Origin of the sequence: Hydrogenophaga atypica, from assembly GCF_042665215.1 — a bacterium.
Lineage (GTDB): Bacteria > Pseudomonadota > Gammaproteobacteria > Burkholderiales > Burkholderiaceae_C > Hydrogenophaga > Hydrogenophaga defluvii_A.
Genome location: NZ_JBHTCA010000026.1, coordinates 38,616 through 50,588, shown reverse-complemented (window position 1 = coordinate 50,588; position 11,973 = coordinate 38,616). Strand labels below are relative to the sequence as shown.

13 protein-coding genes, 1 other RNA gene and 1 riboswitch are annotated in these 11,973 nt (G+C 65.1%); of the genes, 5 read left to right on the top strand and 9 right to left on the bottom strand.

What is annotated here, in order from left to right; all coding sequences use genetic code 11:
• Positions 1-100: 100 nt before the first annotated feature.
• Entirely contained in the window at positions 101-397 is a 297-nt protein-coding gene (locus ACFQPB_RS20355; RefSeq protein ID WP_382227290.1) for a 3-hydroxyacyl-CoA dehydrogenase NAD-binding domain-containing protein, read from the bottom strand.
• 66 nt (positions 398-463) lie between these two features.
• Here ACFQPB_RS20355 and ACFQPB_RS20350 point away from each other — a divergent pair, with 66 nt between their 5' ends.
• Entirely contained in the window at positions 464-2,539 is a 2,076-nt protein-coding gene (locus ACFQPB_RS20350) for a FimV/HubP-related protein (RefSeq protein ID WP_382227287.1), read from the top strand.
• A gap of 10 nt (positions 2,540-2,549) precedes the next feature.
• On the opposite strand, the gene ACFQPB_RS20345 is transcribed toward ACFQPB_RS20350, so the two are convergent.
• Together ACFQPB_RS20345 and ACFQPB_RS20340 are read right to left on the bottom strand one after the other, a co-directional pair.
• Positions 2,550-3,557, bottom strand: a complete 1,008-nt coding sequence (locus ACFQPB_RS20345; protein ID WP_382227285.1) for a D-2-hydroxyacid dehydrogenase family protein — start codon at positions 3,555-3,557, stop codon at positions 2,550-2,552.
• Complete coding sequence (locus ACFQPB_RS20340) at positions 3,554-4,420, bottom strand: AraC family transcriptional regulator (RefSeq protein WP_382227282.1); 867 nt, start codon at positions 4,418-4,420, stop codon at positions 3,554-3,556. The genes ACFQPB_RS20345 and ACFQPB_RS20340 overlap by 4 nt, the downstream gene beginning before the upstream one ends.
• A 102-nt stretch (positions 4,421-4,522) precedes the next feature.
• Here ACFQPB_RS20340 and ACFQPB_RS20335 point away from each other — a divergent pair, with 102 nt between their 5' ends.
• Both ACFQPB_RS20335 and ACFQPB_RS20330 read left to right on the top strand, forming a co-directional pair.
• Complete coding sequence (locus tag ACFQPB_RS20335; RefSeq protein WP_382227280.1) at positions 4,523-5,743, top strand: MFS transporter; 1,221 nt, start codon at positions 4,523-4,525, stop codon at positions 5,741-5,743.
• A gap of 67 nt (positions 5,744-5,810) precedes the next feature.
• The gene (locus ACFQPB_RS20330) at positions 5,811-7,508 is read left to right on the top strand and encodes a thiamine pyrophosphate-binding protein (RefSeq protein ID WP_382227277.1); all 1,698 of its coding nucleotides are present in this window, start codon (positions 5,811-5,813) and stop codon (positions 7,506-7,508) included.
• Between the two features lie 91 nt (positions 7,509-7,599).
• Here ACFQPB_RS20330 and ACFQPB_RS20325 read toward each other — a convergent pair whose 3' ends face one another.
• On the bottom strand, positions 7,600-8,025 hold the full coding sequence (locus tag ACFQPB_RS20325) for an SWIB/MDM2 domain-containing protein (RefSeq protein ID WP_382199380.1): 426 nt from the start codon (positions 8,023-8,025) through the stop codon (positions 7,600-7,602).
• Between the two features lie 216 nt (positions 8,026-8,241).
• Positions 8,242-8,937 (bottom strand): aquaporin Z, encoded by a 696-nt coding sequence (gene aqpZ / locus ACFQPB_RS20320; protein ID WP_382227293.1) that lies wholly within the window; start codon positions 8,935-8,937, stop codon positions 8,242-8,244.
• A gap of 181 nt (positions 8,938-9,118) precedes the next feature.
• On the opposite strand from aqpZ, the gene msrA reads away from it, so the two are divergent.
• Both msrA and ACFQPB_RS20310 read left to right on the top strand, forming a co-directional pair.
• A complete protein-coding gene (msrA, locus tag ACFQPB_RS20315) occupies positions 9,119-9,658 on the top strand; it encodes a peptide-methionine (S)-S-oxide reductase MsrA (protein WP_382227274.1) in 540 nt (179 codons plus the stop codon).
• A gap of 3 nt (positions 9,659-9,661) precedes the next feature.
• Positions 9,662-9,907, top strand: a complete 246-nt coding sequence (locus ACFQPB_RS20310) for a hypothetical protein (protein ID WP_382227271.1) — start codon at positions 9,662-9,664, stop codon at positions 9,905-9,907.
• Between the two features lie 40 nt (positions 9,908-9,947).
• Here ACFQPB_RS20310 and ACFQPB_RS20305 read toward each other — a convergent pair whose 3' ends face one another.
• From ACFQPB_RS20305 to ACFQPB_RS20295, 4 genes are all read right to left on the bottom strand, one after another.
• The gene (locus tag ACFQPB_RS20305; RefSeq protein WP_382199383.1) at positions 9,948-10,763 is read right to left on the bottom strand and encodes a sulfite exporter TauE/SafE family protein; all 816 of its coding nucleotides are present in this window, start codon (positions 10,761-10,763) and stop codon (positions 9,948-9,950) included.
• 70 nt (positions 10,764-10,833) lie between these two features.
• Positions 10,834-11,012: non-coding RNA, 6S RNA (gene ssrS / locus ACFQPB_RS23925), on the bottom strand.
• A gap of 25 nt (positions 11,013-11,037) precedes the next feature.
• Positions 11,038-11,391 carry a cell division protein ZapA gene (locus ACFQPB_RS20300; RefSeq protein ID WP_382199436.1) on the bottom strand — a complete coding sequence of 118 codons (354 nt, stop codon included), beginning with the start codon at positions 11,389-11,391 and terminating at the stop codon, positions 11,038-11,040.
• Positions 11,392-11,402: 11 nt separating this feature from the next.
• Complete coding sequence (locus ACFQPB_RS20295; RefSeq protein WP_382227268.1) at positions 11,403-11,621, bottom strand: DUF904 domain-containing protein; 219 nt, start codon at positions 11,619-11,621, stop codon at positions 11,403-11,405.
• A gap of 37 nt (positions 11,622-11,658) precedes the next feature.
• Positions 11,659-11,911: riboswitch (cobalamin riboswitch) on the top strand.
• Positions 11,912-11,973: the final 62 nt, after the last annotated feature.

Below are 11,973 nucleotides of genomic sequence, written 5' to 3'. Positions count from 1 at the left end.
GAGGCCACCATACCCGTTTACAAAGCGAACAGGAAAGTCAATGAAATCAACGGTCTACCCAGACCACCCCCGCGCCAGTGCTAGCTTTGCGTACCGTCACTTATTGCACTGAAAACGAGGAGACCCCTTCCACCACCATCTGGCAAGGCGCGAGTTGAGTCAGTTCAGTGGCGATGGACAAACGGCCCTTGAGTTGCGCCACCGCTTCGGCTGTGAGCTTGCCTTTGGCGGCCAGTTTGTCCCACTGTTCGCCCAAGGCCGCAGCGGCCTTCTCGGCAGCGCCTGCACCAGCGTCAAACAGCCACACCTGGCTGCCGGCCTGCGCGGCAATTTGCGCAATTCCGCGACCCATGGCGCCCGTGCCCACCACCCCTACTGTTTCAAATTGGAGACTCATTGCTCTGACCCTGCCTCAATCGTTAATTGGTTATGACAAAATGTTTCCGTACACCGAACAACGCCCATGGAAACCAAGGAACGCCTGATGCTCAAGTATGCGCTGGGCGGTATTGTGCTCTCGACCTCACTGCACAGTGCCGCATTGTCCTTGGGTGGCTCATCGGGGCAGGCCGTCATTGGTCGCCCGCTGGACATATCCGTGCGGTCGAGCGCGCCGCTGGCCGACATCGAATCCGCCGGTTGCCTGTTGGCCGAAGTGCAGTACGGTGACAGCGTCTTGCCCGCCAGCAGTGTGTCCCTGAGCGTACAGGCTGCGGGCGATGGGGCCCTCATACGCGTGCGCAGCAGTGTGCCGGTCAACGAGCCCGTGGTCAGTGTGTTGTTGCAAACCGGTTGCGCCGCAGATCGCTACAGCCGCAAGTACACCTTGCTGGCCGATCTGGACCCGGCATTGGCGCCGCCGCCCGCCGTGGCGTCGCCACCGCTGGTGGTGTTGTCGCCACGGACGGGTGCGCCCGCGCAGCTGCCCAGCTTGCCACCACTGGCACCGTCCAGCCCTGGCGCTGTTTTGGCCGATCCTGCACCGCTCGCCGCCAACCCGGTGCGCCCGTTGCCACCTGCAAGGCAGACGCCGCCACCCTCACCACAGGCCACCGCTAGCCCACCCCGTCCCAAGCCTGTGGCACGCCCCCCAGCGCGCCCCAAGCCCGTCGCGGCCAAGCAGGTGCCTGCGGCACCGGCCGCGCCCAAAGCGGCGGCAGCGGCGCCCGTGGCACCTGCGCCAGCGCCCGCAGGGTCACGGCTCAAACTCGATCCTGTGGACCTGTCGCCCGGGCAGCACCCAGGTCTCAAACTCAACACCGAGTTGCAGGGCCCGCCGACCGGCACCGAGGCAGATCGCAAAGCCGCGGCCGAGTTGTGGGCCGCCTTGAACACGCCGCCCGACAAGGCCGCCGAAGACGCCCGCCGTTTGGCCTCGATGGAAGCCGAATTGAAGGCCTTGCGCGAGCAACAGGCCGGGCTGCAAGCCAGCATGGCCGCACTCACCGCTCAGATGCAGGCCGAGCGCGATGAGCGTGCGCCCAAGTCGTTGTTGTACGCACTGGCGGCGGCGCTAGTGCTGGCAGGTGCGGCGCTGGCTTGGTTGTTGACCGAACGCAAGCGGCAGCGCGCCACGCAGGGGCAGGGCGATCTGCCCTGGTGGCAATCGGTGCAGGACAGCGGCGGCGTGGCCTCGCTGCCCGCCAGCACGGCCAGCGCACCGACGTTGGCCGCAGCGCCTGCCGCGCCCGTCACGCAGGCGGCTGCCGTGGCATTCCCTGAGGTGGACGACAACGCCATGGCGGCCTTGCATGTGAATGAGGCCACCGAGTCCTCGTTCGCCGCGTTCACAGAGGATGCGCCGGTGTCGCTGGAAGCCTTGCTGGACCTGGTGCAGCAAGTGGAGTTTTTCGAATCGCTGCAACAAAGCACCGAGGCCACCTTGGTGCTGGAACAGTTTGTGGAGGAGCACCCCTCGTCGTGCGAGTTGCCCTACCTGCTGATGATGCAACACGCGCAGGCGCAGGGCGACACCGAGCGCCTGCGCGAGCTGGCGCGTCGTTTTGAGCTGGCGTTTGGTGCCCAGGCACCCGATGTCACCTGCTACACGCCGAGTGTGGCTGGGCTGGACACGCAGTCCAAGTTCATCGATGTGCTCACGCGGTTCTGGCCCGACGAGCAGGTGCTGGGCTTGCTGCGCAACACCGTGCTGGCGCCGCCCGGTACCGGTTTGCTGGAGAAGCACAGCCTGCAGGCCTTTGAAGATGCGCTGTTGCTCTACAGCGTGGCGCACACCTTGTTGGGCGACACCGACTTGCGCGCGCCTGGCCCCGCGCCGGAGGCGGTGGCCTCCTGGGTGGCCCCTGCCGCTGTTGCGGTGGCCGCTGTCGCTGCGCCTGTACCTGCGCCAGCGCCGGTCGAGTCTGACGGTGGGCTGGATCTGGACCTGTCCTTCACCCCGGACCACGACATCCCTGCGCCGGCCGAGGCGCCGGTGCCCACCGACGAAGCACAGGGCCGCGACCTGCCCATGCTGGATTTCGACCTGTTTGCCATCGAGGAAGAAGGCAAGGGCGGCCAGCCGCCTGCCAAAACCTGAGGCGGCTTGTTCAGCGCCTGACCTGCAACGCGCCAGGGTTGACGATGTTGGTGGGGGTGCCTTTGATGAAGTTCACCACGTTGTCGAAGGCGGCTGAAAAATAGAGTTCATAGCTCTCTTGCTCCACGTAGCCGATGTGCGGGGTGCAGATGCAGTTTTCCAGGCGCAGCAGCGCGTGCCCTTGCAGGATGGGCTCGGACTCGAACACATCCACCGCCGCCATGCCTGGGCGCCCCCGGTTGAGTGCGCCCAGCAAGGCATCGGGTTCGATCAGCTCGGCGCGCGAGGTGTTGACCAGCACGGCAGTGTGCTTCATGCGGGCCAGGTCTTCGAGCGTCACGCAGCCTGTGGTGCTGTCGGCCAGCCGCAGGTGCAGGCTCAGCACGTCGCAGCTTTCAAAAAAGGCCTCTTTGGTGGTGGCCACGTCAAAGCCATCCTGCAGGGCACGTTGCCTGGCCGCTTCGCTGCCCCACACCTGCACCCGCATGCCAAATGCGCGGCCATAGCCTGCGACCAACTGGCCAATGCGCCCATAGCTCCACACGCCCAGCACCTTGCCCTTGAGCACCTGCCCCAGACCAAAGTTCGGTGGCATCGAGGCCGCCTTCAGCCCCGACTGCTGCCAGCCGCCGTGTTTGAGGCTGGAGATGTAGTGGGGCAGGCGGCGCATGGCGGCCATCACCAGGGCCCAGGTCAGCTCGGCCGGCGCCACCGGCGAACCCACGCCTTCGGCCACAGCCACGCCCTTTTCGGTGCAGGCCGCCACGTCGATGTGGGCGCCCACGCGGCCGGTCTGGGCGATGAGCTTCAGGCGCGGCAGTTTTTCAACCAGCTGGCGGGAAATGATGGTGCGTTCGCGGTTCAGCACCAGCACGTCGGCGTCGCGCAGGCGCACCGACAACTGGCCCACACCCTTGACCGTGTTGGTGTAGACCTTGGCGGGGTAGGGTTCAAGTTTCTCGGCACAAGCCAGCTTGCGGACGGCGTCTTGGTAGTCGTCCAAAATCACGATGTTCATGCCGCTATTGTGCCTTCCTGGGTTTTGTGGCCGGCCGGCCGGAAGTGCCGTGGCGAGGTTCCCATGCAGGCCTTGAACATGGCGCTGAACGCGCTTTCGCTGGCGTAGCCGCTGTCGGCTGCCACCTGGGCCACCGGCGTGCCTTGGGCCAGCCTTGGCAGCGCCCGCGCCAGCACCGCCTGCTGGCGCCAGTGGTGAAAACTCATGCCCAGTTCGGCCCGAAACAGCCGCGCCATGGTGCGCTCGCTCGCGCCGTGGGCGGCAGCCCACTGGGCCAGGGTGGCAAAGGTGTTCGGTTGCGCCAGCAGTTCGTTGCACAAGGCGCGCAACCGCCGGTCGCCTCGCCCGGCGGGGGGCATGGGCACCCCCACCGGCAGGCAGGTGGCGTGCGTCAGCTCGTGCCGCACCAAGGTGGTCAGCGCCGCTTGTTCATCGGCGTGCTCGCGGTAGCTGGCGTGGTCCTGCGCGTCGATGAGCGCGTGCAGCAGGGGTGTCACCGCGAGCACCCGCACCTGTTCCCAGCCCGCCTGGAACAGGCTGGCGTGCAGGTAGACCGTGCGCGACTGCGCGGCTTCCACCACCATGACGGAGTGCAAGGCGCCAGGCGGAATCCACACCGCACGTTGCGGTGGCACCACCACCGAGATGTCTTGTTCGCTGCCTCCGTGGCCTGCTGCGCGCACCGCGACCTGCAGCAGCCCACTGGCGCAACAGGCCAGTTGGGCCCATTCGTGCTGGTGGGGCTCGAAGTGGGTGTCTTGAGGCAGGTCACGCAGACGCGTGCGCAGGGGACGCTGCGGCGTGGGGGCGAAGGGCTCGGTGTCGTCCACCGTGATAGCGATGGGGGTCTTGGTGCGGCGCATGTCGGCAATGGGATGTGGACGGGTGTGCTCTTGGCGGTAATTCGCTACAAGTTGACGATTTGTCGGCAGACAGACTCTCGGTGGCAGCCTACCATGCCAGCCATGAACACCGCCACCCTTTCAAGCGCCGACATCGCCCCCGTGCCCCTCAGGCAAGACGCAGCCGTCATGGGGCTGGTTGGGCTGGCGCACGCCTGCTCGCACTTCACCCACCTGCTGTTGCCGCCGCTGTTCCCCATGTTCATGCGCGACTTCGGGCTGAGCTTCGCCGATGTGGGTTTTCTCATGACGGTGTTTTTTGTCATCTCCGGCATGGGCCAGGCCTTGTCTGGTTTTGTGGTGGACCGCCTGGGCGCACGCCCGGTGTTGTTTGGCGCCATCGGGCTGTTCCTGTTGGCATCGCTGGTGGCCTCGCAAGCCACCGGGTACGGCGGCTTGTTGTTGGTGGTGGTGCTGGCGGGCATGGGCAATGCGCCCTTTCATCCCTGCGACTTCACCATCCTCAACCAGCGTGTGTCCACGCCCCGGCTGGGGCATGCCTTCAGCGTGCACGGCCTCACAGGCAGCCTGGGCTGGGCCTTGGCGCCGGTGTTCCTGGTGGGCATTTCCTCCCTGCACGACCGCGAGACCGCTTACCTGTCGGCCGCTGTGCTCTATGTGGTGGTGCTGAGCGTGTTGTACTGGAAACGTGACCTGCTGCGTACCGAGGTGGTGGTGCGGCATGCCGATGCCCCCAAACACAGCGACCTGGCCTTCATGAAGTTGCCCGTGGTGTGGTGGTGTTTCGCCTTTTTCCTGCTCTCCACCATGACATTGGCCGTGGTGCAGAACTACTCGGCGTCGATTCTCAAGGCGGTTCACGGCATCAGCCTGGAGGCCGCCACACTCACCGTCACCTCGTACATGTTGTGCAGCGCGCTGGGCATGTTGGTGGGTGGTTTTGTGGCCGCCCGGTCCGCGCACAGCGAACGTGTGGTGGCCTGGTCCATGGGCTGCGGCGCGGTCTTGATGTTGGTGTGTGCCACCGCGTGGCTGGGTGGCACCGGCACCATGGTGGTGCTGGCCTTGACCGGTTTTGCCGTCGGCATTGGTGGCCCCAGCCGCGACATGATGATTCGCAAGGCCACGCCCAAGGGGGCCACGGGCCGTGTGTACGGCACTGTCTACTCTGGGCTGGACGTTGGCTTTGCGATTGCGCCGGTGGTGTTTGGTGTGGTGATGGACCGGGGCTGGTACGCGGCCACGCTGGTGGGGGCAGCCATCACCCTGATGCTCTCGGTGGTGGCTGCTGTGGGCGTGGGGCAGCGCACCCGGCAGGCTTGAAAAGGGCTCTCATGAGGCGTGGGACAGTGAGAGGTGGGGCAGGGCGCGGTCGGGGCACAATCACGCCATGACCCAAACCCTTGCTGGCCACCTCCTCGTTGAATGCCTTCTTGCCCAGGGCGTCACCCACGCCTTTGGCGTACCAGGCGAAAGCTACCTCGCTGTGCTGGACGGTTTCCACCACCACGCCGACAAGATCCAGTTTGTGATCTGCCGGCAGGAGGGGGGCGCCGCCTTCATGGCCGAGGCCCACGGCAAAGTCACCGGGCGCCCCGGTGTGTGTTTTGTGACGCGGGGTCCGGGGGCCACCAACGCGTCCATCGGCCTGCACACGGCCTTCCAAGACTCCACTCCGATGGTGTTGCTGGTGGGTGATGTGGCCAGCGATTGCAGAGACCGCGAGGCCTTTCAGGAGGTGGACTTCGCCCGCTTCTTTGGGCCCATGGCCAAACGGGTGGAGCGCATTGACGATGCGCGCCGCATCCCCGAGTACATCGCCCGCGCGTTTGCCACTCCCATGAACGGGCGCCCCGGCCCCGTGGTGCTGGTGCTGCCCGAGGACATGTTGACGCAGACCGTCACCGCGCAGGCCCTGCCGCGTGTGGAACCCGTGCAAGCCTGGGCCGATCCGGGGTCGTTGCGCGCCCTGCGCGAAATGCTCGTCAAGGCACAACGGCCGTTGGTGATTGCCGGTGGCGGTGGCTGGACGCCCCAGTCGGCACAGGCCCTGCAGCGTTTTGCCGAGGCCTGGCGCTTGCCGGTGGCCAACGCGTTCCGTTTTCAGGACACCTTCGACAACGACCACCCGCTGTACGCCGGCGACATCGGGCTGGGCATCAACCCGGCGCTGGCCGCGCGCGTGCGCACCAGCGACCTGTTGCTGGTGTTGGGCCCCCGCCTGGGCGAGGCCACCACCGGCAGCTACACCCTGATCGAGGCGCCGCGCCCGGTGCAAAAGCTGGTGCATGTGCACGCCAGCGCCGAGGAGCTCAACCGCGTCTACCAGGCCGATCTGGCGATTTGCGCCACCATGAACGCGGCCGCACGCGCGCTGGAGGTGCTGGATGCGCCGCCGCAGGTGGCCTGGGAGGCCTGGACCCAGGCCTGCAACCGCGACTACCGCGACAACATCGCCCCGGCCAATGGCGGTGTGGTGCTGCCCGGTGACGTCGACATGCCGGCCCTCATAGCCACCTTGTTCGAACACCTGCCGGCGGACGCCATTCTCACCAATGGTGCCGGCAACTTTGCCAGCTGGCTGCACCGCTTCTACCGCTACCGTGGGCTGGCCCGGGGCCACAAAACACAACTGGCGCCCACCAATGGGGCCATGGGCTACGGCGTGCCCGCTGGCGTGGGCGCCGCCATTGTCCAGCCCCACCGCACGGTGTTCACCATCGCCGGGGACGGCGACTTTCTCATGAACGGTCAGGAGCTGGCCACGGCCGCCCAGCATGGCGCCAAGACCATCGTGCTGCTGCTCAACAACGGCATGTACGGAACCATTCGCATGCACCAGGAAAAACACTACCCGGCGCGTGTGGCGGGCTCGTCTCTGGCCAACCCCGATTTTTGTGCGCTGGCGCGTGCCTATGGCTATGCGGCAGAACGTGTCACCCACACGGCCGCGTTCAAAGACGCTTTGTTGCGCGCCTTGGCAGCTCCCACAGGCACCGTGATCGAGGTGCCGCTGGACCCAGAGGTCATCACCACCCGTGGCACCCTCACGGCCATCCGCGAGGCGGCACAAAAAGCCGCGCGTTGAGCCACAGGCCCGCAGCCCATGAAAAAAGCCGGCATCTGCCGGCTTTTGTTTGTCTGCACCAGGGGCTGTTGCACAGCGTCCCGGGCAGGCGTCACTTCAGGTGTTCGTTGATCATCTTGGTCATTTCGAACATGGACGCCTGGGCCTTCTTGAAGATTTCCTTCAGCTTGGCGTCGGCGTTGATCATGCGCTTGTTGACCGCATCTTGCAGTTTGTTCTTCTTGATGTATTCCCACACCTTCTTGGTGACTTCGGTGCGCGGCAGCGGGGTGGCGCCGACGATGGCGGCCAGCGAAGCGCTGGGCGTCATGGCTTTCATGAAGGCGGCGTTGGGGGTGCGCTTCTTGGCAGGTGCAGCGGCCTTTTTGGCCGGAGCCGCCTTTTTAGCGGCGGGTGCTGCAGCTTTTTTGGCCGCAGGTGCAGCCTTTTTCGCCGGAGCGGCTTTTTTGGCCGCAGGCGCAGCGGCCTTTTTCGCTGGAGCCGCCGCTTTGGCGGGCGCTTTTTTTGCAGTTGCCATGGTTGAATGTCCTTCTAGAAGTGGTTCCAAGACCAGCGGAAAACGCGCTTTCTGCGTGGTCGGACCATGCTAATGGAGAAGTGAGGGGTTTTGAAGCGGTGCGCGCCCGATTTGATGCAAATTCTCCCTCTGGGAGCCCGTGTTTTTCGCAGAAAACAACACCCCATGCGGTGCTGTCTGCAAAGGGGTGTGCACGGGCGCCTGGCAGACGCGTCTTCAGCGCTGGCCCACCCAGCGGTAGCTGAGTGCGCCGAGCAGTGCGCCCACCACCGGTGCGACCCAGAACAGCCACAGCTGCTGCACCGCCGCACCGCCCACAAACAGCGCCATGCCCGTGCTGCGCGCCGGGTTGACCGAGGTGTTGGTGACCGGGATGCTGATCAGGTGGATGAGCGTGAGGCACAGGCCGATGGCGATGGGGGCCAGTCCGTCGGGGGCGCGGTTGTCGGTGGCTCCCAGGATGACAAACAAGAACAACGCGGTGAGCACGACCTCGATCACCAGCGCCGACACCAGGCTGTAGCCGCCGGGGGAGTGTGTGCCAAAACCGTTGGTGGCAAAGGCGCCTGCGGCTGCGGGGTCGATGGCAAAGCCAGGTTGGCCGCTGGCGACCACAAACAGCACGCCTGCGGCGGCGATGGCGCCCAGCACCTGCGCCATCACGTAGGGCAGCAGGTCGCGCCCTTCAAAACGACCACCGATCCAGAGACCGACCGACACCGCCGGGTTGAGGTGGCAACCCGAGATGTGCCCGATGGCAAACGCCATGGTCAACACCGTCAGGCCGAAGGCGAGCGACACGCCCAGCAAGCCGATGCCCACCTCAGGAAAGGCCGCGGCCAGCACGGCGCTACCACAACCGCCCAGCACAAGCCAAAAAGTGCCGATGAATTCGGCGACGTAGCGTTGGATGCCCACAATAAACTCCCTGTTGGTTTTTGATGGCGAGACTCTACAACCACGGCCTTGCGGTGATCCGCAAAAATAGTCAAATTTGTGGGTGAACCGCTCCACAATGTGCGATTGACCCTTGGCCACGGCCGCTGTTGTGGTGGCGGCTACGATCGGTGTTTCTGCATTCTGAAATGAGCCCATGACCACACACACTGAAACCATCACCCTGGGCGGCGGCTGCTTCTGGTGCCTGGAGGCCGTGTTCGACCGGGTAGCGGGCGTGCTCGACGTGGAGTCGGGCTATTGCAATGGGCGGGCCGAGTTGCACCCACCCACCTACGAACAGGTCTGCACCGGGCAGACTGGTTTTGTGGAGGTGGTGAAGCTGGTGTTTGACCCCGCACAGATTGGGTTGCGCGATCTGCTGGTCATCTTTTTTGGCATACACGACCCCACCTCATTGAACCGACAGGGCAACGACGTGGGGACCCAGTACCGCAGCGGCATCTATTGGCATGATGCCGCGCATGCTGAGATGGCGCGGGACGTGATGGCTGGTCTTCCGAACGCGTCTGAAGTGGTCACTGAGTTGGTGCCCATCGCCCACTACAGCGCGGCTGAAGCCTACCATCAGGACTACTTTCTCAAGCACCCCAACCAGGGCTATTGCGCCTTTGTGGTGGCCCCCAAACTTGACAAATTTCTGCGCGTGTTTGCCCAGCACGTGCGCCCCGACTGAACCATGAAACCCAGCACTCTCATCGCATGCGCCGCCCTGTTGTTCTTCAGCACGGGCGCGTGTGCCCAGCACAGCAGCAAAGAGGTCCAGGAGGACATCGAGCGCCACAAGCAGATGGCTGCGGCCCACAGCGCGGCGGCACAGTGCCTGCAATCTGGCCGCAACCCCGACGAATGCGCCAAGGCGCTTCAAGTGGCCTGCAAGGGACTGGCGCTGGGCAAGTTCTGCGGCATGCGCCACGCCCACTGAGCACGCCGCCCACTGAGGTGAGACGGCGCCGCTCCCACGCTCACATGCTCAAGCCTTTGTAGAGCATGTAGGCCGCCAGCACATAGAGCACCGCGGCAAACGCGCGCTTGAGCTGTTTGACAGGCAAGGCGTGGGCCGCCTTGGCGCCCAGTGGGGCGGTCAGCACGCTGGCCGTGGCAATGACGGCGAGTGCCGGCAGGAAGATGTAGCCCAGTGACCCGGCGGGCAGCCCCTGCACCGAAGCCCCGGCCACCACATAGCCTGCCACGTTGGCCACGGCAATCGGGAAACCCAGCGCGGCGCTGGTGGCCACCGCGTTGTGGATAGCCACGTTGCACCAGGTCATGAACGGCACGCTGACAAAACCGCCGCCTGCACCCACCAGGCCCGAGAGAAAGCCGATCACGCCACCTGCGCCCACCAAGCCGCCCGTGCCCGGCAGCCCCCGCGTGGGCGCCGGCTTTTTGTCCAGCAGCATCTGGGTGCCGGAAAAGCCGACAAAGGCGGCGAACAGCAGCGCCAGCCAGGCGCCTTTGAGCACCGCGAACACGCCCAGGCTCGCCACCATGGCGCCCAGCACAATGCCCGGTGCCAGGCCCTTGACGATGTCCCAGCGCACGGCTCCGCGTTTGTGGTGGGCGCGCACACTGGACACCGATGTGAAAATGATGGTGGCCATGGAGGTGGCAATGGCCATCTTGACCGACAACTCGGGCGCCACACCACGCGAACCCATGATGAAGGTGATGAAGGGCACCATGATCATGCCGCCCCCTATGCCCAACAGACCGGCCAGAAAACCGGTGCACAGGCCAAGCACGGCCAATTCGACGATGAGGATGGGGTCCAGGAGCATGGGGTGAAGGGAGGTGATGTTGAGCACACGCACGCTCAACTCACCATGCCGAACGCTCAACCGGAAAAAGAGGGTGTCTGCGGTGCCACCGGACCGGCATCCTGAACCGGGGTTCAGGTGGGCGAGGGCAGCAGGGCTTCGGGCTCGTCTGACGCGAGACGCTCACACCCACCATGCAATGTACCAAGCCCGGGCTCAATGAGCATTGGTTCAAGGAAATATAAAGCCCGGCACGCGCCGCAGACAGTTGACATTGTAGGCCAGTCGGGCCGCATCAAAGCAGTTGGCCGTCGTTTTCCAGGGCTTGGTCGAGGCGACGCACCAATTGCATCAGACGCGCTTCCACGGCGGTCGATTCTGTCGCCTGTGCATCCGATTGCGCCGGGTCTTCCGTGTGGCCGAAGGAGGACGCGTTGAACGCCAGCGCCTCTTTCTGCGACAGCTCAAAAGCGATGTTCAACGACGCCAAGACCGCAATTCGGTCACGTGCCTTGACCTTGCCCGCGTCGCGGATGCGGCACATCGCCGCATCGACCTTTTCCACCGCATCAAGCAGCGTTGCCTCGCCACCGTCTGGGCAGGCCAGCAAATAGCTGTTGCCCATGATCTGAACCTCGATCTGTTTCAGGCCGGGTTTGCTCATACTTCGTCTTTCACACCGGGCGTTGGCAGGCGTTGGATCAGCAGATCGATGCGCTGGCGCGCCGCGCCCAGCCGCCCCTTGAGGGCGTCACGTTCCTGGGTCAGCGTGCGCACCTGTTCGGCCAGCAAGGCGTTGGTGCGGCGCAGTTCCTCGTGTCGCAGCAGCAAGCGCTCGACGCGCTCGGCAATCTGATCGATGGGGTGGGTGGCAGCCATGTCGCCGCCATTGTAGGCGCCGCGCCCGGACCACGTGACTACAATCGGCGGCGTTGGTGCTCGCGGTGTGGCTCACATGCCGCAGTTCAACGGGAAGCTGGGGGATGGCCACCTGCACAGGTGGTGTCTAACCAGCGCTGCCCCCGCAACGGTAAGTGGACGAGAAAGTGGCTTCGCACAGCGGCCACGTCTCCGTTTCCTTCAACGCCACTGGTGGTCCACACGGCCCCTGGGAAGGCGAAGGGAATCGCTCCGCCAGCCCGGATACCGGCCAACAAGGTGGTGGTGCGCGCCCAGGTGCGCGCCGCCTTGACGTCCAGGCACCGTCGGGGAAGGCGGTGAGGACACCTTG

What these genes read in the sequence shown, in the direction of transcription:
- ACFQPB_RS20330 (WP_382227277.1), top strand. Translation starts at nt 5,811, where the DNA reads ATGACCCAAACCCTTGCTGGCCACCTCCTCGTTGAATGCCTTCTTGCC.
- msrA (WP_382227274.1), top strand. Translation starts at nt 9,119, where the DNA reads ATGACCACACACACTGAAACCATCACCCTGGGCGGCGGCTGCTTCTGG.
- ACFQPB_RS20355 (WP_382227290.1), bottom strand. Translation starts at nt 397, where the DNA reads ATGAGTCTCCAATTTGAAACAGTAGGGGTGGTGGGCACGGGCGCCATG.
- ACFQPB_RS20325 (WP_382199380.1), bottom strand. Translation starts at nt 8,025, where the DNA reads ATGGCAACTGCAAAAAAAGCGCCCGCCAAAGCGGCGGCTCCAGCGAAA.
- ACFQPB_RS20335 (WP_382227280.1), top strand. Translation starts at nt 4,523, where the DNA reads ATGAACACCGCCACCCTTTCAAGCGCCGACATCGCCCCCGTGCCCCTC.
- ACFQPB_RS20295 (WP_382227268.1), bottom strand. Translation starts at nt 11,621, where the DNA reads ATGGCTGCCACCCACCCCATCGATCAGATTGCCGAGCGCGTCGAGCGC.
- ACFQPB_RS20310 (WP_382227271.1), top strand. Translation starts at nt 9,662, where the DNA reads ATGAAACCCAGCACTCTCATCGCATGCGCCGCCCTGTTGTTCTTCAGC.
- ACFQPB_RS20345 (WP_382227285.1), bottom strand. Translation starts at nt 3,557, where the DNA reads ATGAACATCGTGATTTTGGACGACTACCAAGACGCCGTCCGCAAGCTG.
- ACFQPB_RS20350 (WP_382227287.1), top strand. Translation starts at nt 464, where the DNA reads ATGGAAACCAAGGAACGCCTGATGCTCAAGTATGCGCTGGGCGGTATT.
- ACFQPB_RS20305 (WP_382199383.1), bottom strand. Translation starts at nt 10,763, where the DNA reads ATGCTCCTGGACCCCATCCTCATCGTCGAATTGGCCGTGCTTGGCCTG.
- ACFQPB_RS20340 (WP_382227282.1), bottom strand. Translation starts at nt 4,420, where the DNA reads ATGCGCCGCACCAAGACCCCCATCGCTATCACGGTGGACGACACCGAG.